This window comes from Candidatus Amarolinea dominans (genome assembly GCF_016704685.1).
GTDB classification, from domain to species: Bacteria; Chloroflexota; Anaerolineae; order SSC4; family Amarolineaceae; genus Amarolinea; species Amarolinea dominans.
The window spans coordinates 174,648-194,566 of the sequence record NZ_JADIZS010000002.1; the positions used below are offsets into that span (position 1 = coordinate 174,648).

Consider the following 19,919-nt stretch of genomic DNA (forward strand, 5'->3'; position numbering starts at 1 on the left):
ATCACAGAAAAGGTTGACAAAAAAAGAAATAATGGCAAACGAAAATAAACAACCTATGACAACACCTTCCAGTTCGCCACAGCCACGCATGGTCAATCCCAACACCTACGTCATGCCCACCGTCATGTTCATGTTGGCGGCCATGCTGGTTGTCGTCTCGATCTTCCTGCCCTATTGGACCCTGACCCTTCATGCCCCACAGTACCCGAAGGGACTGACGGTGCAACTGTATGTCAACCGCGTGGGCGGTGACGCCAAAGAAATTGACGGCCTGAACCACTACATCGGTATGCCCAAGATGGAAGAAGCCGCCGCGTTCGAGCGTTCATTCGCCGTGATAGCCATTGTTGCGCTCACTCTGTTACTCATTGCGGCCATCTTCATTCACAACCAATGGGCGGCCCTGCTGGCGCTGCCGGTCATCGCCTACCCGCTGGTTTTCCTGGCCGACCTCTTCTTCTGGCTCTACAGCTTTGGTCACAACCTGGACCCGGCCGCACCGCTGTCGAGCAGCATCAAACCATTCACGCCCACCCTGTTGGGCACCGGCACCGTCGGTCAATTCAGTACCACCGCCATGGTAGACACCGGTTTCTATCTGGCCATGGCGGCCTCGGTGGTCATTCTGATTGGCCTTTGGCTGCATCGCGCGGCCTACAAGCCGCTGCTAGAGGCCGAGAGAGCGCGCCAAGCTCAGGCCGTTAGCTAAGGAGTCGTTACGAAACAAGTGTTACATCTGTGCCCCTTTGGCAAGCGTGAGAGTTGCGATCATTATTTCATGACGGCTCCTGACATGACCCCCGTGGAAATTTGAGCATGATTTTGTTCCTGACCGTTTTGCTGAGCATTGTCCAAGCCCAGGCCCTGCCCAGCACCATCACCGTCGCGCCCAACAGCCCGGTAACCAGCATTAGTGCGGCCATTGCCCGGGCTGCACCCGGTGACACCATCGAAGTGCAGGCTGGCGTCTACCCGGAACACGTGGTCATTGACAAACCGCTGACCCTGGTGGGCCTGGGCAACCCGGTGATTGACGGCGGCGGCGTCGGCATCATCGTCCTCATCACCGCGCCTGACGTCACGTTGCGCGGCTTCACCCTGCGCAACAGCGGCCGTTTGCTCGAACATGAAGACGGTGGCATCGAAAGCCAGGCCGAACGAACGGTCATCGAAGGCAACCACCTGGAAAATGTCCTCTTTGGCATCTACCTCAACAACGCCGCGAGCGGCATTGTGCGCGGCAATTTCGTGCGCGGCATGGATCTGCCCTCCGCCCATCGCGGCGACCTGGTTCGCTTCTGGTACAGCCACGACAGCCTGCTGGAAGATAACACGACCGAGAACGGCCGCGATGCGGTGATCTGGTTCTCCAGCAACGTCATGATTCGCAACAACGTGATTCGCAACGGGCGATACGGCCTGCACTTCATGTTTTGCGATAATAACACGCTGATCGGCAACCGACTGGAAGGCAATTCGGTCGGCATCTATCTCATGAATAGCAAGAACCTCACCCTCACCGGCAACACGATGGCGCGCAGCCGCGGCCCCAGCGGTTACGGCTTGGGGCTGAAGGATATGGACGGCGTGCAGGCCGAGGGCAACCGCTTCCTGGATAACCGGGTGGCGATTTACCTGGACAACCCGCCGTCAGCCACCGGCATTACCGACCAGTTTCACCTGAACCTGTTTGCCCACAATGACATCGGTATCCTGTTTCTACCACACGTGCGCAACACCCAGTTGTGGGACAACATCTTCTGGGAAAACACCGAGCAGGTGGCAATTCAGGGCGGCGGCGAGCTCAAGGGGAACCTGTGGCAGAAGGATGGCCGCGGCAACTATTGGAGCGATTACACCGGTTTCGACGCCAATGAGGACGGCATCGGCGACCTTGCTTACAAGTCCACAAGCCTGTTCGAGAACCTGATGGACCGCTATCCGGGCCTGCGCCTGTTCAATCTCAGCCCGGCTACCGATGCCATTGACCTGGCCGCGCGCGCCTTCCCCATCACGCAGCCGCGGCCCAAGATGAGTGATGCCAACCCCCTGATGAACCCGCCGGTCATCCCGCCCGGCCCCGGTATGACGCGCTCGCCGCGGGCGCCGGCGCTGGCCGTGGCCCTGGGGTTGCTGGCCCTGGCCGCCGCCATCCTGACGATCGCCTACCCCCAACCACAAATTCGACGCCGGCTGACCATGTTCCGGCACAAGCAGGCCACACCATGAACACCTCACCATCCTCCCCGCTTCCTTCCACCGGCATGATTCGGGTTGCCAACCTTGAAAAGCGCTTCGGCAAGACGACGGTTGTCACCGACCTTAGTTTCGAGGTTGCCGCCGGTGAAGCATTGGCGCTGTGGGGTGCCAACGGCGCCGGCAAGACGACAGCCATCAAATGCGTGCTCGGCTTGCTCCACTACCGGGGCAGCATCAGCATCAACGGTTTGGATGCCCGTCGGCGGGGGCGTGACGCTCGCCGCCAACTCGGCTATGTGCCCCAGGAACTCGCCTTTTACGACGACCTGACTGCGCTGGCTACCGCGCAGTTCTATGGTCGTCTCAAGCATGTGCCGCCCGCGCGGGCGCATGCGGTCCTGGCCCAGGTTGGCCTGGCCGACCATGCCGGCAAGCCGGTCAGTGCGCTCTCCGGCGGCATGAAACAACGGCTGGCCCTGGCCCTGGCCCTCCTGGCCGACCCGCCGGTGCTCGTGCTCGATGAGCCAACCTCCAACCTGGATACCCTGGCCCGTGACCAGTTTCTGCAACTCCTGGTTGAGGTCAAAGCATCCGGCAAGACGATCCTCTTCACCTCGCACCGTCTGGAAGAGGTGGAGGCCCTGGCCGACCGCGCGCTGGTGCTTGAGAAAGGCAAACTGATCGCCCAAGTGCCGGCGGTCAATCTGGCCGGGACGGTCGGCCTCAAGAGTCGGGTCAAGCTCTATCTGCCCGATGCCGCGCTGGACGCGGCGCTGGAGGTCCTCACCCGCGATGGCTTCAGCGCCTCGCGCAACGGTACCGGCATCTACGTGGATGTGCAGCCCGGTCACAAGGCGCAGCCGATCCAGGCCCTGGCCGCGGCCCAGATCACCGTGCGCGATTTCGAAGTCATCTGAGGCAAACCCATGGATTTCCAGAATGTGGCAACGCTGCTGCAAAAAGAACTGCGCGATTCCCTGCGCAATCGCTGGTTCGTGCTCTACACCGTGGCCTTCACCGTGCTGGCGCTGGGGCTTTCGTTCCTGGCCCTGTCCGGCGCCGGCATCGTCGGGTTCGCCGGTTTTGGGCGCACAGCCGCCAGCCTGATCAACCTGGTCCTCCTGATTGTGCCCCTGATGGCGCTGACCGTCGGCGCGCAGAGTCTGGCGGCCGAGTCCGAGCGGGGCACCCTGAGCTACTTGTTGGCGCAGCCCGTCACCCGCCTGGAAGTCTTCGTGGGCAAGTACCTGGGGCTGGCCCTGGCTATCCTGGCCGCGCTGACGCTCGGTTTCGGCATCTCCGGGCTGGTCATGGTGGCGAACGGCATGGCCTACGCCGAGTCGTACCTGGTCCTCGTTGGCCTGGCGTTCCTGCTGGCCCTGACCATGCTCAGCGTCGGCTTCGTCATCTCGGCCTTTGCCCACAAGGCCGGCATCGCCATCGGCATCTCCCTCTTCCTCTGGTTGACCTTCGTCTTCCTGGGCGACCTGGGCATGATGGGGACAGCCGTTTCGATGCGGCTGAAAATTGCCGATCTGTTCCTGCTGGCCAGCGCCAACCCGCTGCAGGTGTTCAAGATGGCCTCCATCCTGAGCATCAACGCGACGCTGGATGTGTTGGGACCGGCCGGTCTCTACGCGCTGCAAACCTACGGCGACAGCCTGCTGTGGGTGTTCCTGGCCGTGCTCCTGGTTTGGGTTCTCGTGCCCCTACTGGTGGCCTATGGTCGGTTTAGGCAGCGGGGTGATTTTTGAGCGCCCCGCGCTAGTTTTCTATGATGAACTGTGCCTCATCACGTTGAACCTTTAGAAAGGCAAGATTGATTGGCTATGAAAATGCGTGTTACCCTTCTGGTGATGGTTGTTCTGACTCTGCTGTTGGCGGGTTGCAGCCAGGCAACCGAGATCAAACCGCCGACGATTCGCTATGGCGAAGACAAGTGCGCCGACTGCGATATGATTATCAACGACGAGCGTTTTGCTGCCGCGGCGATTCGTGAAATCAGCGCGGGCGACTATGAGAGCCTGCTCTTCGATGACATCGGCGACCTGGTGCGTTACCTGACGCAGCACAAGGATCAGACATTCGTGGCCTCCTATGTCCACGATTATGATACGAAGGCTTGGATCGAGGCCGAGAAGGCCGTTTACGTGGACAGCGATACCCTCAAGACGCCAATGGCAACCGGACTGGCCGCCAGCTCCAGCCAGGGTGGAGCCGAGGCCCTGGCCGCTCAATGGAACGGCAAGGTGATGGACTGGGAAGCAGTCAAGGCCCAGGGCGGCACCATGCGGCACGGCGGTATGGGCGGAATGGGCGGCAGCAATCAGCCGACGCCCACCAAGTAGGCAGGCTCATAGAGCGGACACGATCTCCCGATCGTGTCTTCCCTGCCACCTTGTTCGCACCTTGCGCAGTGTGTCACAAGTGTTTGCAGGATTGACGAAATCGGCGCTTTGTAGTATGCTTTGGTCTGCGCTGCGCAAGACGCAGTCTCTGCCCAATGTGGCGCAACAGAAAATACACCTTTTCTCATTGACATGGAGGAGAACACATCGTATGCGAAAATTGTGGTTGATTGCAGTATTGGCGATCGTCGTTTTGTCCCTGGCTGCCTGCGGCGGAGGAGCCGCGACGCCCGCTCCGGCCAAGCCGACCGAAGCGCCGAAGGCCACTGAGGCGCCCAAGGCACCGCCGGCCGCAACGGGCGACGCGGTCGCCGGTAAGAAGCTGTACGACTCGGCCTGCATTGCCTGCCATGGCCCTGATGCCGTGGGCGTGCAGGGTCTGGGCAAATCCTGGGTCACCTCGGAATTCGTCAAGACACAAACCGATGCCCAGATCTTAGATTTCGTCAAGAAGGGTCGCCCCGCTACGGATCCGGCTAACACCACCGGTGTGGATATGCCTTCTAAGGGCGGCAACCCGGCGCTGACCGATCAGAACCTGCAGGACATCATTGCCTACATGCGCAGCATCAACAAGCCATAACGACGTTGCGTCTCAGCCAACAGCAAGTTGACTGCTGACGCCGCACATGAAGCAGAGAAGGCCGGAGATGAAATTCATCTCCGGCCTTCTCGCGTCCCAACGCCGTCCGGCCAGGAGACCAGGCCTACAGGTGAAGCGAGTTGGGGCAGGAACCGACATGACAAAAGTCGCAGACAACGGCCGGGCATGGCGCGATGATTTGGACGAGGGTTCACCCTCATCAAGAACTGAAGGACACGATCTTCCATGCCTACGTTTACCCGTTGGTGCATCAAGACTGCATTTCTTTACTTCACCATCGCTGTCTTGATCTTCGCCGTCTTGCTCTGGTCGCAGGTGCTTACGCTGCCGCCGGTTGTGGCTGCGCTGCGCCCCGTGGCCTACCACCTGTTGATGGTCGGCTGGGCCAGCCAGCTCATTTTCGGCATTGTCTTCTGGATGTTTCCACGCCTCAGCAAGGAACAACCGCGGGGTAACGAACGCGCCGCGTGGTTTGTCTACGCAGCCTTGAACAGCGGACTGCTGCTGCGCCTGTTGGCCGAGCCGCTGCAGATCATCCAGCCAGCGCCGGTCTGGGGCTGGACTCTGGTAGCGTCCGGGCTGCTGCAGGTCAGCGCAGGCTGGGTTTTCGTCTGGAACTCGTGGTCGCGCGTCAAGCCGCTGGGCGGAGCAACAGGGAGCAAATAATGCCCACCCTATCACGCTGGTTGGTACGCACGTCGTTTCTCTACCTGGCCGCCGGTTTCGGGCTGGGCGACCTCATCCTGACGGCCAAAGGGCTTGGTATCCTGCCCGGCATCTGGGTCTGGCTGCCGGCGCATGTCTTCCTGGTTCTCTTCGGCTGGATCATTCAGTTCACCATGGGTGTTGCCTACTGGATCTTGCCGCGCTGGGGTGTGACCGAAGGCCGCAACCGCGGCAACGACACGCTGCCGCGCCTCAGTTATGTCAATTTTAACGTCGGGCTGCTCTGCCTGCTGCTGGCGCCGTGGCTGGCCAGCGCCTGGTCAAAGCAGGCCGCCGCCTGGTTCAACGTTGTTGGGGGCACACTCCTCGTCCTGGCCGTCGCCCTCTTCCTGACCCACGCCTGGCCGCGCATCAAGCCATTTTTGACGTGAGCAACAATTTCTTCATCTCTCGTCTTTTTCTATTTTCTATTTTCTATTTCCTATTTTCTATTTCCTATTTCCTATTTCCTATTTCCTATGACCGCGCTTGTGGTATGATCGGGCTACACCCAGTTGCCTCCCGATCGCTCAACATTCCAGGTTTGCAGCATCCATTTCAATCTCTCTTTGACAATTACGGAGGTAGATCATGTCTGAGACAGTGTTACCGCAAGCTGATGAAGAACTCGTCGCACAGGTGCGTGGACTATTGGCCGGTGCGCCATCTTCATTTGAGGAGTACGAGGCCGGCGAGGGACGACGCGCCGTCGTTCCAGCCGATGTAACGCAAGCCACCGAGGCTGAACGGGCGCTGGAGCATCCGCAGGGTATCCTGGGCTGGCTCTGGGATCAGGTCGCACGGGTGGCGAAAATGGTCATCTGCGGCCCCGAGGTCTACGACAGGCTGATCGTAGTCTCCGCGGATGAGATCAAGGCCAAGGTGGACGAACTGCTTGGCGAACTGATCGCCCGCATCACCGACCGGCTGCCGGTGTGGCTGCGCCCACTGGTGCCGCTGATTCGCCCCATCGTCGCGCAAGCCATCGCCTACGAAATTCATCGGGCGCTCAACCAGGGCTTGCAGACCTACTGCGGCGTGGTTTGAACGAACGATCAAACAAGAAACCCGTTTTCTCTCAGAAAACGGGTTTCTTGCGAATATCCTGCCGGCTGTGCCTTATCCGACAGGCAAAGCGCCCAGGCTGAAACCGCCATCCACCACCAGTACGCTGCCGGTCGTGAAGTTGGACGCGTCCGAGGCCAGGTAGAGCGCCGCGCCGGTCAGCTCCTGTGCAGGGGCGATGCGATGTTGCGGCGTGGCCTTCTCCAGCATTTGCTTCAACTGCGGATTGCCCCACAGCGCGGCCGAAAACTTGGTGCGGATGAAGCCAGGCGCCAGCGCGTTGACCTGGATGTTCTCCGGTCCCAGCTCAACCGCCAGGACTTTAGTCAACATGATGACCGCGGCCTTGCTCGTGCTGTAGACACCCATCAGCGGCCCAGGGTTGATGCCGGCAATCGAGGCCACATTGATGATCTTGCCGCCGCCCTGCTTGCGCATGACCGGTACCACCGCTTTGGCCAGGTAGAAATAGCCCTTGACGTTGACCTCGAAAATCTTATCCCAATGACTGCCTTCGGCCGTCAGCAGCGGCCCAAAGTGCGGATTCGTGCCGGCGTTGTTGACGGCAATATCCACGCGGCCAAAGGTGGCCACGGCCTGCGCCACCACCGCCTCTGTATCGGCCTGTTGACCCGCGTGCGCGGCCAACGCCAACGCCTGCCCGCCGGCCGCCTTGATCTTATCGGCCACCAGGCTGACATTCTCCAGCTTGCGGCTGGTCAGCACCACCGCCGCGCCGGCCTGCGCGTAGGCCAGGGCGATGGCTTCGCCGATGCCACGCGACGCGCCGCTGATGATGGCTACCTTGCCCGTGAGATCGAACTGATTCACGTATCGTCCCTCTTGAAGAGATACCAGGCCGAAGCATGCGCCCCTTCCTGGCCGCGTTGAACCCACAGCGACTGCCAGGCCGGCGCCAACAGCGCTTCGACTTGCGGTTGGTCCAGGCCAAACGAGGCCGCGTCCCCGTTCAGGCGCTGGGCGCCGCGGGCGTAGAGCAAAAAGTGTGCGCCTGGCTTCGTGTAACGCGTGAGATACATGGCATAGCTCTGCTGTTCGGCCGGCGTCAGGCTGTGCAGGCAGCCGATGTCCAGGGCCAGATCATAGCGGATACCGGCCCAGCGCCAATCGGTCACGTCAGCCACCATGAAACAGGCCTGCTGGCGCAGGGCAGGCACTTCCTGTGCGGCCCGCCGCCTGGCGCGCCGGATGGCGATCGGCTCGCTATCCACCCCGACCACCTGCCAACCATGACGAATCAGAAAAATCGCATTGAGACCGGTGCCGCAGCCCAGGTCTACGGCGCAGCCGGGCGTCAGCTCACCCGATTGCACCAGGCGAATCACCTCCGGCGGGGTGACGCCGGTGTCCCAGGGCGCTTTACCGGTCAGGTATGCCATCCAGAACAACATTTTGCGTTTCCACGCCATACGCGTACCACCTTATGTGCTGTGCCGGGCGAACGAACGTAGGGGCCAGGCTTGGCCGCATGGTGCGGCCAAACCCAGCCGAGCTAAGGACGTCGCTGCATCTGTACGACTTCCCAGATGCCCTCACTCAGGTTAATCACGGACAGGCAGGAATTGCAGTTTGCCACATCCGTCGCCGCCTTGCGCGCCAGATGACCGCAGGTGGGGCACACCACTGCCTTGCGCTGCGCTTCCTGGCGCACCAGCAGCCGGATCACATCATCGGTGGATGCGAGATGCATCTCGTCCTTCAGCATCTCCACCACTTCCTGCTCCTGGTCATTCAACTGCATACTGACATGAAATTCGTTTGCCATCATCTTCCTCTTATTGATTAGGGAACTCGTCTGAATATAGCCGAAAAACAGGTTGTTGTCAATCAGGCAATCAGCTTGCCCGGATTGAGTAAGCCGTCCGGATCGAAGCGCCGGCACAGGTCGCCCAGCACGGCCATGCCCAATGCGCCTTTTTCCTGCGCCAGGTACGACTTGTGGTCCAACCCCACGCCATGCTGATGGCTGATGGTGCCGCCGTGTTGCAAGATCACCTGACTGGCAGCCTCTTTCAGCACCTGCCAGCGGCGCAGGGTCTCTTCTGGATCGGACGCGACCCGGTACAGATAGGTCGTGTAGACACTGGCGCCGCTGGGGTAGGTGTGCGAGAGGTGGGTGAAAACATGCGTGCGCTCGCCGCTGTCCTGCAGGCCGCGGTGGAGTGTCGTGTCCAGGGCCGCAATCAGCGCGGGCGCCGTGGCCCAGTCGGTTACGGTCTCCACGGTATCCAGCGCGTAGCCCATGTCCCACAGGGTGTTGCGCAGATAGGGCGCCCGGAAACGGTTCTTGTGCCACTGCTGGCCGAAGGTGCGGCCCACATGGACGCCGCCATGCTGCCGCGCCAGACTCAGGGCCACCTGGCGCGACAGCTTGACTTGCGCCTGCGAGCCGCTGAAGCCCAGGATCAACATGCACTTCTCGTCACGGATACCGCTCACGGCCAGGAAGCGCGCCAGCGCCGCGATGAGGCGCCGGTGGCCGGCCAGGGCCAGGCTGGTTTGCGTCTCTACCGTGGTGCTGAGGCGCAGCATGGACAGGGGCGTCCGGGACTGCGCGATGGCACGCACGGCCGCCTGCCCGGACTCGAAGTCGGGGAAGAAGACGGCCCGGAAATCCTCGCAGGCCGCGACCGGCGTGATGCGCACCGTCGCCGTCGTCAGGATGCCCAGGCGGCCCTCGGAACCGAGCACGATCTCGCGCAGGTCTGGCCCCGCGGCCGAGGCAGGGAACGCGGGCAGATCCAGGACGCCAGCCGGCGCTTCCAGATGGCCGCCGGCAAACAGGCGCTCGATGCGCCCAAAGCCCAGCGATTGCTGTCCGCTGGAGCGCGTTACGATCCAGCCGCCCAGGGTGGAATACTCGAACGACTGCGGGAAATGTCCCAGGGTGAAGCCGCGGCCGCGCAGGTGCGTCTCCAGGTCTGGTCCGCTGATGCCGGCGCCAAAGGTCGCCAGGTGGTTGCGTTCGTCCAGGTGCAGCAGTCCGTTCAGACGCCCCATGTCAACCGTCACCACGGGCGCAGCCTCCGCCAGCGGGTTGATGTGACCGACCACGCTGGTGCCGCCGCCGTAGGGAATCAGGCGTGTGCCGGTGGATTGCGCATAGGCGATGAGCGCGCGCACCTCGCGGTCGCTGGTGGGATAGGCTACGCCGTCAGGCAAGGCGCCCAGGCGGCCGCTGCGCAGGGCAATCCAGTCGGGCAGGCTTTGGCCGCGGCTATGGCGCAGGCGGTCAGCGGGTTCATCGAAGACGAGGGGATGGGGAATCAGGCGCGAGCGCGGCAGCGCGGCCATGACTGCCGGCCAGGTTGCATCGCGCGGCCGCGTCCCTGGCCCCACCAAATCGCGCAGAAATTGCCCGGCTGCTTTGGGCAGCCGGTAGGTGATCGCGTCGTCACCCCAGCCATTCCAGCGTCGCATCGAGGCACCTCCTTGAGTTTGTCACAAGCGCCACTCCCCAGGATTCCGGCGCCGTGTCGGGTTGAGTGCGCATACCCGCGCGCGCCTTCATGGCGCTGGTTCCGGCGGCAAAATCTGCACGCGCAGCGCGGCCGCGGGTCGTACCAGGGGCAAAACCTCGATGCCGGCGCGCTGCAGCGCGGCCAACGTGAACCTGCGCAGGGCAGGGGCCACCTGTTCCTGTTTGCCAGGCAGGGTCTTGGCGGTCAGGCGCACAAGCACCGTATCGTCCTGCACGCTCACGGGGCCAACGACCAGGGGTGTCTCCAACAGAGTGGTGCGCAGCGTTTCATCGGCAAAAGCAGCCTGCGCCGCCGCGTCCAGGGCTGCCAGCGCCAGGCGCAGGTCGGTGGCCAAAGGCAGGCGCGCTTCCACCACGGTGCGCGCCCAGCCGCGCGTGCGATTGGCCACCACTCGAATCTCGCCGTTGGGAACAACGTGCAGACGCCCGTCGCTTTCATCGCGCAGGTAGGTGGAGCGCAGGGTGATGCGTTCGACGCTGCCGCTCACGCCTGCCACCACGACCCCGTCGCCCACGCGGTAGAGATCATCGAGCAGGATCAGGATGCCGGCGATGTAGTCCTTGATGAGCGTCTGCGCGCCCAGGGAGATAGCCAGGCCGGCCACACTGGCGCCGGCCAGCAGGGGCACCACGTTGATCCCCAGCGCGTTCAGGATCATGAAGACGGCCAGGATGATAACCAGCGCCTCGATGCCGCTGCGCCCGGTCTGCAACAGGGTATGCACCCGCATCATCTGCTGCTGATCGCTCTCCGCGGCCTGCAAGCGACGGTCCGCGCGGCGTGCGAGCAGGCGCACCACGCGCAGCAGAATCAGGGTCAGCAGCACAATGACGCCGATGCGAATGAGCGCGTCGCCCCAGAAAAAAGCAGAGGCCGGTAGAGAGCCGGGAAACAGAGTGGACATGGTCAGTTCACAGCCTCACCGGCCGGTTGCTGTGCGCCGATTCCAGCAGCGCGGTGATGGTGGCTACGTTGCCGCGGCTTTCGGCCAGGCCGACACGCGGCGGCTTGCCCAACAGCACCGCGTCGGCCATATCCTCAATTTCGCCGCGATACAATGGTTCGCCGGCGATCTTGATAACTTCGATGAGATCGTTCTTATGGCGCAGAATCAGCTCTTCGTTGGTCTGCGGTTTGAACGGCGCGGCCACCGTCAACGTGCGCTCACTGCCCGCGATTTCCATGAAACTACGAAAGGGCAGTTGAAAGGCCGAATCAACCTGGGCCAGCAGGCCGTTGGCAAAGCGCAGCTGACCGGCGAACAGCTCATCCACGCCGCTGGGACCGCTGACCTGCCAGCCAAACACCTCAACCGGTTCCGCGCCGGCCAGGAAGCGGGCAAAACTGATGGGGTAGCAGCCCACGTCCCAGAGCGAACCGCCGCCCAGTTCAGGCAGCAGGCGCACATCCGAGCGGTTGGTCAGCAGGTAGCTGAAGGCGCCGCGCAGCAGGCGCATCTCGCCGACTGCGCCTTGCCCGATCATCTCTTTGACCCGCAGGGTCTGCGGATGATGCCGATACATGAAGGCTTCGGCCACCACAACGCCGGCCTGCTGCGCCGCCGCGGCGATAGCATCCACATCGGCCACGGTCAGGGCCAGTGGTTTTTCGCACAGCACATGCTTGCCGGCCTGCACCGCCTTGAGCGTCCATTCCGTGTGCAGGGCGTTGGGCAGCGAATTGTAGATCACATCCACGTCTGGATCGGCCAGCATGGCTTCATAGCTGGCGAAGGTGCGGGCGATTTTCCATTCTGCGGCATAGGCGGCGGCCCGGGCTGCGCTGCGGCTGGCCACCGCGGTCACCACATTACGCGGGGAGTGGGGCATGGCCGTCAGAATGGCCCGGTTGATGCGCGCGGTGCTCAAGAGGCCCCAACGCAAAATTCTTGACATCGAATTCCTCCTTTTTCAGGTTACGATGACGGCGTTCTCTGCGCCAAAGGTTGCTTTCTTGCGCCAACGTCGTCCGGCCAGGAGACCGGACCTACAGAAATGGCTGTTTGCAGCGCCCGGATGACCTTGAGGTCGGTCACCGGAAAGGCATAGGCCGCCAATTCCTCTGGCCACGCCCAGGCCCACGCGGCCACGCCCAGGGCCTGCGGCTCCCCGTGCAGCAGACGGCAGTGAAATGCGTGCAGTGTGATGCGCAGGTGGGTGTAGGTGTGCTGAACAGCCGTCAATTTCTCGCCCACCTCGATAGCAATCCCCAGCTCTTCCATGATCTCGCGGCGCAGGCACTCTGGCAGGCTCTCGCCTGGCTCCTGCTTGCCGCCTGGAAACTCCCACAGCCCGCCCAACATACCGTGGGGTGGACGCTGCGCAATGAGCAAACGACCGTCGCCCTTCCAGATCAGGCCGCAGGTCACATCGAAGTAGGGCAGCGCCTTGCGCGGGGTGCGCACGGGGCGGCCGGCCTGCACGCCGCGTGCCTGCGCCAGGCAGTGGCCGGTCAACGGGCAGGCCAGGCAGGCAGGGCTGCGCGGCAGGCACACCGTGGCCCCCAGATCCATCAACGCTTCGTTCAGCGGGCCGGCCTGATCGTCCCGGTCGAGGGCCATGACCAGCGCTTCGCTCAGCGCCCACAAGCGCGCCTCGGTGGCAGCCTGCCCCAGGGGCGTGTCCACATCGAAGACACGACTCAGAACGCGCTTCAGGTTACCATCGAGGACGGCGGCGCGCTGACCGAAGGCCAGGCTCAAGATCGCGCCCAGGGTGGAACGACCGATGCCCGGCAGGCTGGCCAGTTCCGCCCGCGTGTGCGGAAGGTGGCCGCCCTGCTGCGCGACGACGATCTGTGCCGCCCGATGCAAATGGCGCGCACGGGCGTAGTAGCCCAACCCCTCCCAGGCTTTCAAGGCGTCGTCTGGCGGGGCCGCGGCCAGCGCCTCCACGGTGGGAAAGCGCGTCAGCCAGCGTTCGAAGTAGGGGATCACGGTGCTCACCTGAGTCTGTTGCAGCATGATTTCGCTGACCCAGGTCCGGTACGGGTCACGGCGGCCCTCGGCGTCCACGGTGCGCCAGGGCAACGAGCGCGCCTGGTCTTGCCCCCAGGCCAGCAGTCGCGCAGTCAGGGTCGCCGGAGAGGGAGGCTCAGACAGGGGAGCGGGAGGCAAGGGAGACAACGGAGACAACGGGGAAGCAACGGAAGCGGGACGCACGCGCGGTGTCATGCCAGCCCCTTAGCGGCCAACGGGGCTGAGCACGAAGAGTTGAAAGAACAGCCAGCTAATCAGAAAGAAGGCGCCAACAACCAACAGGATCGTGGTGCTGGACAGTTGACGTTTACGCCGCGGCGGTTCGGGCTTGGGCAGGGGGGTCTGGCAACGCCAGCACACCAGCTTATCGTCTGGATTCCATGTCTTGCATTTGATACAATCAGCCATAACAGGTCACCTCATGCAAAGGCCTCACAGGTGCGGACTCGCAGAGGAAGGATAAACGACAAAGACGCAAGATGCAAATCAGCGGGCCTGTGCAAATAGACTGCAAGCGGGCACGAATTGCGCCTGTTTCCTTAGGCGGAGAAGTGAAGTCTATTCCCGCTTGCAGTATAGGTCACAATCATGCAAAGACCGGGCCTGCGCGGCAGGCCCGGTCTTGTGGTCACTTCTCAGGTGCTGGGCGCAGGTCGGCGCTCAGCGCGTCAAGCAGACTTGGGCGTCCACTGCGCGGGCGATCGCCACAGGGCAGAGAGTATCAACTCGCGCATGAAGATCATTTCCTTGGGCAGGCGATCATACAGCTTGATGAACAGTTCATCGTGTGACAGCATCTCCTGCTTCCACAGCTCGCGGTCAACCGACATCAATTCGGTGTACTGGTCGCGCGAGAAGTCGTCCATGCCGCGCCAATCCAAATCCTCGTAGCGCGGCATCAGGCCCAACGGGCCTTCCACAGCAACGGCTTCGCCATTGGCGCGCTCCACGATCCACTTGAGGATGCGCATGTTGTCGCCAAAGCCCGGCCAGAGGAAGCGGCCGCTCTTGTCGGTGCGGAACCAGTTGACACCGAAGATGAGTGGCGGGTTGGTGATGGTGCGGCCAAACTGCAGCCAGTGGTCGAAATAGTCGGCCATGTGGTAGCCACAGAAGGGCAGCATGGCGAACGGATCGCGGCGCACCTGGCCCACTTGCCCGGCCGCGGCCGCCGTGGTCTCTGAACCCATCGTCGCGGCCAGATAGACGCCGTAGTTCCAGTTGTAGGACTGCATGATCAGCGGAACCACGTTGCTGCGCCGGCCGCCGAAGATGAAGGCCTTGATCGGCACGCCGTTCGGGTTTTCCCACTCTGGGTCAATCACCGGGTTCTGATAGGCCGGCGCGGTGAAACGGGCGTTGGGATGCGCGGCCTTGCGCCCTGAGTCAGGCGTCCAGGGCTTGCCCTGCCAGTCAATCAAGGAGGGAGGCGGCACCTTGGTCATACCTTCCCACCAAACGTCGTTATCCGGCGTGAGCGCCACGTTCGTGTAGATGGTGTTGGCCTTGATGCTGGCCATGGCGTTGGGGTTAGTCTTCTCAGATGTGCCTGGCGCCACGCCAAAGTAGCCGGCTTCGGGGTTGATGGCGTACAACTGGCCGTCCGGACCAGGTTTGATCCAGGCGATGTCATCGCCCACCGTGGTGATCTTCCAGCCTTCGAAGGCCGCGGGCGGGATGAGCATGGCGAAGTTGGTTTTGCCACACGCGCTGGGGAACGCGGCGCCTACATAGGTCCTCTCACCGCTGGGCGCTTCGACACCCAGGATCAGCATGTGCTCGGCCAGCCAGCCTTCGTCGCGGGCCATGGTGGAGGCGATGCGCAGCGCCAGGCATTTCTTGCCGAGCAGGGCGTTGCCGCCGTAGCCGCTGCCATAGGACCAGATCGCGCGCTCTTCCGGGAAGTGTACGATATACTTCTGATCCTTGTTGCAGGGCCAGGACACATCCTTTTGGCCAGGCGCTAAGGGTGCGCCCACGGAGTGCATACACGGCACGAACTCGCCGTCTGTGCCCAGCACATCCCACACTGCCGCGCCCATGCGCGTCATGATGCGCATGTTGGCGACCACATAGGGTGAATCGGTCAACTCAACGCCGATGTGCGCAATGTAGGAGCCGAGCGGCCCCATGCTGAAGGGGATGACATACATGGTGCGCCCGACCATGCTGCCGTCGAAGAGGCGATTGAGCGTCGCCTTCATCTCCGCAGGCTCGATCCAATTGTTGGTGGGGCCAGCGTCCTGCTTGTTGACGCTGCAGATGAATGTACGGTCTTCCACGCGCGCCACATCGCTGGGGTCCGACAGGGCCAGGAAGCTGTTGGGGCGCTTCTCCTCGTTCAAGCGGACGAAGGTGCCCGCCTTCACGAGAGTTGCGCACATGGCGTCGTACTCGGCCTGGGAGCCGTCACACCAGTAGACGGCGTCGGGCTGGCACAGGGCAGCCATCTCGGCAACCCAGGTGCGGATCGTTTCGTGTTTCAGGTTCGATGGGTAGTTGAGCATAATCCCTCTATTCTGCATCGTGTGGCATAAGAATCCACGTCAAGTTGTCGTCCACTTTGGCAACCGGCCCCTGGCTGGTCAGCCAATACGCAGGTATTCTACTCGATAGCTCTGGCGGCAGGTATGATACGTATCATCGTTCTCGTGTTGCGGGCGCAAGTCGTTACCCCTCGCGCCGGTACGGCTTGAGCAAGGCGGCGGGGTATGAGGCGTTGCGGCCGGCCAGAGCCAACGCGGCAATCGTAACCAGGTAGGGCAGCGAGAGCAAGAACTGATAGGGCACGTTGACGCCGATGGCGCGCAGCCGCAGTTGCAGGGCCTCCACACCACCGAAGAGCAGCGCGCCCAGCATGACGCGGCCTGGCTCCCAGTTGCCGAAAATGACAATGGCAATGGCTACCCAACCGCGGCCAGCCACGATGCCGAAGGTGGCGGTGCCCAGTTGGGCCAGCGAAAGGAACGCGCCGCCTGCCCCCATCAACGCGCCGCTGAGCGCCAGCGCGGCGTAGCGCACACGCCGCACATCAATGCCCACAGAATCGGCCGCTTCGGGATTTTCGCCCACGGCGCGCACCCACAGGCCGAAGGTTGTGCGGTACAAGACCCAGGTGGCCAGCGGCGTCAGCAGGAAAGCAACATAGGTCAGCCAATACTGCTCGAAGATAGGCGCCACGGGGCCGAGGGCCGGCAAGTGCGGCTGCTGAAATGGCGTCATGGCGGGCGGGTTGGCGCTGCCCTTGAAGAGCACGCGAAAGATGAAGAGCGCCAGGCCCGAAGTCAACAGGGTCAAGCCCAGGCCCGACACGTGCTGATTGAGTCTTCGAGCAGCTTGGCGTAATCCATCTCGATTCCTCCATTTTCCAATGATTTCCAGCCATTTTCAGGCCATTCCAAACTATTCTTGGGATGCAGACGATCACTGACAACGAACAGATCTGAATCATAGACAGAGAGCGGGGAGGTCACAAACAGTGGGTGCCATGAATTATAGCAAGGATTGCATCTGCGTCAATTCGGTCGGCCAAGCGTCAGCAGTTCCAAATGTAGCACACATTCAACCACAAAAAGCACATGCGGGGGTTGGTGAACACAAAGAAACGGCAGATCAGGCGCAAATCGGCAACTTCTCTGCGTTCTTTGTGATCTCTGTGGTAAAAAACCAGGCTACATTTGGAACTGCTGGCCAAGCGTCCGGTTCAACAGCGTTCGATCACCAGCAGGTGCGACAGGCCAAAATAGCGCAGGGGCGACCGTTCCAGCGCATAGGTGACGGTGCGCAGCACGCGCCCCAGGCGCGGGCGGCGTGCGCTGAGGTTGTCATAGCCGGGGTAGACCTGGCCGTGGGTAACGACGCGCAGCGGCAGGCCGTCGAACAGGCGGCGCAGACCAGTCGCGGTGTACGCGCGCACGTGCGGAGCCAGGCGATTGCGCAGCGGGTCGGGCAAATAGTTGATGAGTGGGGTGTTGCCAAAATGGTAGCGGCCGCGCCAATAGTGGCCGTGGGTTTCGAAGGGGTAGAGGCGGTTGGGCGCAAAAATGACGGCCCGGCCGCCCGGCTTGAGCACACGTATCATCTCGGCCGCGGCCAGGCGATCGTCCTGCACATGCTCCAGCACCTCGTGCGAAAGCACCACGTCGAAGGTGCGGTCGCGATAGGGCAACGCCTCGCACGCGCCGACGTGTAGAAGTCCGTGCTTCGGCGCCTGCCTGGCCTGCTGCACACCCTCGTGAATGCGCTCCCACTCGATGTCAAGCCCGATCACCTGGGCGGCCACCGCTTGCATCTTTTGCACATAGGCGCCAATGCCGCAGCCGTCCACCAGCACCACGGCGCCTTCCAGCCCGGCCCACTGCCGAATCATGTCCAGGCGCCGGTCCTGCCCAAAGCGCCAAACCAGCGAGGGCACGCCGCGGTCGGCCGCCCGGTCGTATGGCGCTGTCGCTGTCGCTGTCGCATGTTCCATGCTGACTGATCCTTTCCCGCCGGGTTCATGCGCTGCCGGGGACGCTAGTACACCTGTTCCTCGCGATGCCCGAAACCAAGCGTGTTGTCAATCAGGCGCAGCCAATCGGCCTCGATGACGTAGAAGGCGCTCTCGGCCAACGGGCCGGCCAGCTCCAACGGCCCATCCGGCGCGCCCGTCTGCGCCGCCGCCACGAAGGGGAATTTGGCAAAATAGACCATCGTGGCCTGCTGAGCGTCTGCGCCTGGTGTTGCCCGGCGGGCGCGGCCTTCCAGTTGCAGCCCGCGAATCTGACGCCATTCCTGCCCATCCTGATAGATGGCCGCGGCAATGGTCGGCTGCGTCTCGAACGCCTGGCAGTGGTTGGAAGTAGGGTTGGAGATGAAATAGAAGCAGAGCATCGTCTCCCCGGCGGAGTCTGTTACCCAGGCGTGTGCATAAAACAGCGGCGCGGCCTGGGGGCCTTGCGGCGTCCAGGTGGCCAGGGTCAGGGTGGTGTGAGCCTGCAGAAAGTCGTCAACTTGTTCCTCGAATGACGTAGTCATGAGCCTCTCCTACCCGGCCGCCGCAGTGCGGCCGGTGTCATGTAGTCTGGGGGGTGTGGGGCCGGCGCCGGCCCTCTTGCGCCGCGGCGCGCATCCCTTGCCAGCGGTGGTACAGTTCATTCTCCAGCCCCATGCGAGCCAGGATGCGGCCCACCGTGCCGTTGACGATGTCATCAACGGTTTGGGGCCGGCCGTAGAACGCCGGCACGGGCGGGAAGATCACACAGCCGATCTCAGCAGCCTGCACCTGCAAGCGTAGATGCCCCAGGTGCAGCGGCGTCTCGCGCACCACCAGGATCACCGGCCGCCCCTCTTTGAGCTGCACATCGGCCGCGCGTGTCAACAGGTCGGCGTCGTAGGAGTTGGCGATCGCGGACAACGTCTTGATACTGCACGGGGCGATGATCATCCCTGCCGTGCTGAACGAGCCGCTGGCGATGGCCGCGCCCACATCGCCAGGCCGATAGACCACGTCGGCCAGCGCTTCGACCGCCGCGGGGTCCCAATCGGTTTCTTGCGCAATGGTCATGCGTGCGGATGGGCTGATCACCAGGTGTGTTTCGATGTCAGGCGCCGCGCGCAAAACCTCCAACAGGCGAATGCCGTAGATTTGCCCGCTGGCGCCGCTGAGACCCACAATGATCCGTTTCATGCTGATACCTCGCCCACATGCAGCGCGACCGTGCCGAGCATCATCACCTTGTAGCGCACGCGGCGCAAGCCCACCCCTTCCATGATGCCCTTGAGCGCCTGTGGCAGGGGAAAAGCCAGGGTCGAATGCGGCAGGTAGGTGTAGGCCTGCCGCTCGCCGCTGAGCAGGCTGCCGATCAACGGCACCAGGCGGAAGAAATAGACGCCGAACAGGTCGCGCCAGAGCGGCGTTTGGGGTCGCGTGATTTCCAGGCAGACCACGCGTCCGCCCGGCTTGACCACGCGGCGCTGTTCCGCAAACGCGCGTGCGATGTCGCTGACGTTGCGCATCAGGAATCCGGAGCAGACCGCATCGAAGGTGGCGTCAGGAAAGGGTAAGCTGAGCGTGTCCGCGTCGGCAAAGCGCAGGCGCGAACCATGCACATCGAGCAATCCTTCGCGGTCGGCCTTGCGCTGGCCCACGAGCATCATCTCGTGGGTAAAATCCACCCCGGTGACATGCACATCCGGCCGCAGGCGCATCGCCTCGAAGCCAATGTCGCCCGTACCGGTAGCCACATCCAACAGATGCCCGCCGCTGGGCAAGCGACATTCCTTGACGATCAGGCGCCGCCAGCGCTGATCCTGACCGCCGGTCATCACCCGGTTCATCACATCGTAGCGCCCAGCAATCGCGGCAAACATCTGATTGACATAGGCCGATTTTCGTACCTGATCGGGCAGAATATCCGAGGGTCTTGTTACTTCGATGGGTTTCGTCATGACAATCTCAATATTCCAAATGATGACTG

At 62.6% G+C, this 19,919-nt stretch carries 23 protein-coding genes; 9 read left to right on the forward strand and 14 right to left on the reverse strand.

Translation table 11 applies throughout. From position 1 onward, the window contains the following. Positions 1-55 precede the first annotated feature (55 nt). The 9 genes from IPF85_RS02330 (at position 56) to IPF85_RS02370 (ending at position 6,963) form a co-directional block, all read left to right on the forward strand. On the forward strand, positions 56-709 hold the full coding sequence (locus IPF85_RS02330) for a cytochrome C (RefSeq protein WP_343406453.1): 654 nt from the start codon (positions 56-58) through the stop codon (positions 707-709). A gap of 107 nt (positions 710-816) precedes the next feature. After that, entirely contained in the window at positions 817-2,229 is a 1,413-nt protein-coding gene (nosD, locus tag IPF85_RS02335; protein ID WP_343406454.1) for a nitrous oxide reductase family maturation protein NosD, read from the forward strand. Next, a complete protein-coding gene (locus IPF85_RS02340) occupies positions 2,226-3,116 on the forward strand; it encodes an ABC transporter ATP-binding protein (protein ID WP_343406455.1) in 891 nt (296 codons plus the stop codon). The genes nosD and IPF85_RS02340 overlap by 4 nt, the downstream gene beginning before the upstream one ends. A gap of 9 nt (positions 3,117-3,125) precedes the next feature. Continuing rightward, complete coding sequence (locus IPF85_RS02345) at positions 3,126-3,953, forward strand: ABC transporter permease (RefSeq protein ID WP_343406456.1); 828 nt, start codon at positions 3,126-3,128, stop codon at positions 3,951-3,953. Between the two features lie 81 nt (positions 3,954-4,034). Then, positions 4,035-4,547: a nitrous oxide reductase accessory protein NosL gene (locus IPF85_RS02350; RefSeq protein WP_343406457.1), complete on the forward strand. Its 513-nt coding sequence runs from the start codon at positions 4,035-4,037 to the stop codon at positions 4,545-4,547. 211 nt (positions 4,548-4,758) lie between these two features. Then, positions 4,759-5,190 (forward strand): c-type cytochrome, encoded by a 432-nt coding sequence (locus IPF85_RS02355; RefSeq protein ID WP_343406458.1) that lies wholly within the window; start codon positions 4,759-4,761, stop codon positions 5,188-5,190. 246 nt (positions 5,191-5,436) lie between these two features. Next, positions 5,437-5,877 carry a hypothetical protein gene (locus IPF85_RS02360; RefSeq protein WP_343406459.1) on the forward strand — a complete coding sequence of 147 codons (441 nt, stop codon included), beginning with the start codon at positions 5,437-5,439 and terminating at the stop codon, positions 5,875-5,877. After that, on the forward strand, positions 5,877-6,308 hold the full coding sequence (locus tag IPF85_RS02365) for a hypothetical protein (RefSeq protein ID WP_343406460.1): 432 nt from the start codon (positions 5,877-5,879) through the stop codon (positions 6,306-6,308). Before IPF85_RS02360 ends, IPF85_RS02365 begins: the two co-directional genes overlap by 1 nt. A gap of 199 nt (positions 6,309-6,507) precedes the next feature. Next, on the forward strand, positions 6,508-6,963 hold the full coding sequence (locus IPF85_RS02370) for a hypothetical protein (protein WP_343406461.1): 456 nt from the start codon (positions 6,508-6,510) through the stop codon (positions 6,961-6,963). 72 nt (positions 6,964-7,035) lie between these two features. Here the strand turns inward: IPF85_RS02370 and IPF85_RS02375 are convergent, their stop codons facing one another. From IPF85_RS02375 to IPF85_RS02440, 14 genes are all read right to left on the reverse strand, one after another. Continuing rightward, the gene (locus tag IPF85_RS02375; protein WP_343406462.1) at positions 7,036-7,812 is read right to left on the reverse strand and encodes a glucose 1-dehydrogenase; all 777 of its coding nucleotides are present in this window, start codon (positions 7,810-7,812) and stop codon (positions 7,036-7,038) included. Then, positions 7,809-8,393 carry a methyltransferase domain-containing protein gene (locus tag IPF85_RS02380; protein ID WP_343406463.1) on the reverse strand — a complete coding sequence of 195 codons (585 nt, stop codon included), beginning with the start codon at positions 8,391-8,393 and terminating at the stop codon, positions 7,809-7,811. Before IPF85_RS02380 ends, IPF85_RS02375 begins: the two co-directional genes overlap by 4 nt. 101 nt (positions 8,394-8,494) lie before the next feature. Continuing rightward, entirely contained in the window at positions 8,495-8,767 is a 273-nt protein-coding gene (locus IPF85_RS02385) for a hypothetical protein (RefSeq protein WP_343406464.1), read from the reverse strand. 62 nt (positions 8,768-8,829) lie between these two features. Then, complete coding sequence (locus IPF85_RS02390; RefSeq protein WP_343406465.1) at positions 8,830-10,422, reverse strand: FAD-binding oxidoreductase; 1,593 nt, start codon at positions 10,420-10,422, stop codon at positions 8,830-8,832. Positions 10,423-10,509: 87 nt separating this feature from the next. Continuing rightward, a complete protein-coding gene (locus tag IPF85_RS02395; protein ID WP_343406466.1) occupies positions 10,510-11,388 on the reverse strand; it encodes a mechanosensitive ion channel domain-containing protein in 879 nt (292 codons plus the stop codon). A gap of 7 nt (positions 11,389-11,395) precedes the next feature. Further along, on the reverse strand, positions 11,396-12,379 hold the full coding sequence (locus IPF85_RS02400) for a Gfo/Idh/MocA family oxidoreductase (RefSeq protein WP_343406467.1): 984 nt from the start codon (positions 12,377-12,379) through the stop codon (positions 11,396-11,398). A gap of 20 nt (positions 12,380-12,399) precedes the next feature. After that, positions 12,400-13,617, reverse strand: coding sequence for an A/G-specific adenine glycosylase (mutY, locus tag IPF85_RS02405; RefSeq protein WP_343406468.1), 1,218 nt, complete (start codon positions 13,615-13,617; stop codon positions 12,400-12,402). Between the two features lie 48 nt (positions 13,618-13,665). Beyond that, positions 13,666-13,869, reverse strand: a complete 204-nt coding sequence (locus tag IPF85_RS02410; RefSeq protein ID WP_343406469.1) for a hypothetical protein — start codon at positions 13,867-13,869, stop codon at positions 13,666-13,668. 260 nt (positions 13,870-14,129) lie between these two features. Further along, on the reverse strand, positions 14,130-15,968 hold the full coding sequence (locus IPF85_RS02415) for a phosphoenolpyruvate carboxykinase (GTP) (protein WP_343406470.1): 1,839 nt from the start codon (positions 15,966-15,968) through the stop codon (positions 14,130-14,132). A 163-nt stretch (positions 15,969-16,131) separates the two neighbouring features. After that, positions 16,132-16,842: an ABC transporter permease gene (locus IPF85_RS02420; protein WP_343406583.1), complete on the reverse strand. Its 711-nt coding sequence runs from the start codon at positions 16,840-16,842 to the stop codon at positions 16,132-16,134. Positions 16,843-17,164: 322 nt separating this feature from the next. Continuing rightward, complete coding sequence (locus IPF85_RS02425) at positions 17,165-17,932, reverse strand: class I SAM-dependent methyltransferase (protein WP_343406471.1); 768 nt, start codon at positions 17,930-17,932, stop codon at positions 17,165-17,167. A 44-nt stretch (positions 17,933-17,976) separates the two neighbouring features. After that, positions 17,977-18,477: a pyridoxamine 5'-phosphate oxidase family protein gene (locus IPF85_RS02430; protein ID WP_343406472.1), complete on the reverse strand. Its 501-nt coding sequence runs from the start codon at positions 18,475-18,477 to the stop codon at positions 17,977-17,979. Positions 18,478-18,514: 37 nt separating this feature from the next. Next, positions 18,515-19,129 (reverse strand): UbiX family flavin prenyltransferase, encoded by a 615-nt coding sequence (locus IPF85_RS02435; RefSeq protein ID WP_343406473.1) that lies wholly within the window; start codon positions 19,127-19,129, stop codon positions 18,515-18,517. Beyond that, positions 19,126-19,890, reverse strand: a complete 765-nt coding sequence (locus IPF85_RS02440) for a ubiquinone/menaquinone biosynthesis methyltransferase (RefSeq protein WP_343406474.1) — start codon at positions 19,888-19,890, stop codon at positions 19,126-19,128. The genes IPF85_RS02435 and IPF85_RS02440 overlap by 4 nt, the downstream gene beginning before the upstream one ends. Positions 19,891-19,919: the final 29 nt, after the last annotated feature.

Coding starts and splice junctions, on each gene's coding strand:
- IPF85_RS02330 (WP_343406453.1), top strand. CDS start 56: ATGACAACACCTTCCAGTTCGCCACAGCCACGCATGGTCAATCCCAAC.
- nosD (WP_343406454.1), top strand. CDS start 817: ATGATTTTGTTCCTGACCGTTTTGCTGAGCATTGTCCAAGCCCAGGCC.
- IPF85_RS02340 (WP_343406455.1), top strand. CDS start 2,226: ATGAACACCTCACCATCCTCCCCGCTTCCTTCCACCGGCATGATTCGG.
- IPF85_RS02345 (WP_343406456.1), top strand. CDS start 3,126: ATGGATTTCCAGAATGTGGCAACGCTGCTGCAAAAAGAACTGCGCGAT.
- IPF85_RS02350 (WP_343406457.1), top strand. CDS start 4,035: ATGCGTGTTACCCTTCTGGTGATGGTTGTTCTGACTCTGCTGTTGGCG.
- IPF85_RS02355 (WP_343406458.1), top strand. CDS start 4,759: ATGCGAAAATTGTGGTTGATTGCAGTATTGGCGATCGTCGTTTTGTCC.
- IPF85_RS02360 (WP_343406459.1), top strand. CDS start 5,437: ATGCCTACGTTTACCCGTTGGTGCATCAAGACTGCATTTCTTTACTTC.
- IPF85_RS02365 (WP_343406460.1), top strand. CDS start 5,877: ATGCCCACCCTATCACGCTGGTTGGTACGCACGTCGTTTCTCTACCTG.
- IPF85_RS02370 (WP_343406461.1), top strand. CDS start 6,508: ATGTCTGAGACAGTGTTACCGCAAGCTGATGAAGAACTCGTCGCACAG.
- IPF85_RS02380 (WP_343406463.1), bottom strand. CDS start 8,393: ATGTTGTTCTGGATGGCATACCTGACCGGTAAAGCGCCCTGGGACACC.
- IPF85_RS02385 (WP_343406464.1), bottom strand. CDS start 8,767: ATGGCAAACGAATTTCATGTCAGTATGCAGTTGAATGACCAGGAGCAG.
- IPF85_RS02390 (WP_343406465.1), bottom strand. CDS start 10,422: ATGCGACGCTGGAATGGCTGGGGTGACGACGCGATCACCTACCGGCTG.
- IPF85_RS02395 (WP_343406466.1), bottom strand. CDS start 11,388: ATGTCCACTCTGTTTCCCGGCTCTCTACCGGCCTCTGCTTTTTTCTGG.
- IPF85_RS02400 (WP_343406467.1), bottom strand. CDS start 12,379: ATGTCAAGAATTTTGCGTTGGGGCCTCTTGAGCACCGCGCGCATCAAC.
- IPF85_RS02410 (WP_343406469.1), bottom strand. CDS start 13,869: ATGGCTGATTGTATCAAATGCAAGACATGGAATCCAGACGATAAGCTG.
- IPF85_RS02415 (WP_343406470.1), bottom strand. CDS start 15,968: ATGCTCAACTACCCATCGAACCTGAAACACGAAACGATCCGCACCTGG.
- IPF85_RS02425 (WP_343406471.1), bottom strand. CDS start 17,932: ATGGAACATGCGACAGCGACAGCGACAGCGCCATACGACCGGGCGGCC.
- IPF85_RS02430 (WP_343406472.1), bottom strand. CDS start 18,477: ATGACTACGTCATTCGAGGAACAAGTTGACGACTTTCTGCAGGCTCAC.
- IPF85_RS02435 (WP_343406473.1), bottom strand. CDS start 19,129: ATGAAACGGATCATTGTGGGTCTCAGCGGCGCCAGCGGGCAAATCTAC.
- IPF85_RS02440 (WP_343406474.1), bottom strand. CDS start 19,890: ATGACGAAACCCATCGAAGTAACAAGACCCTCGGATATTCTGCCCGAT.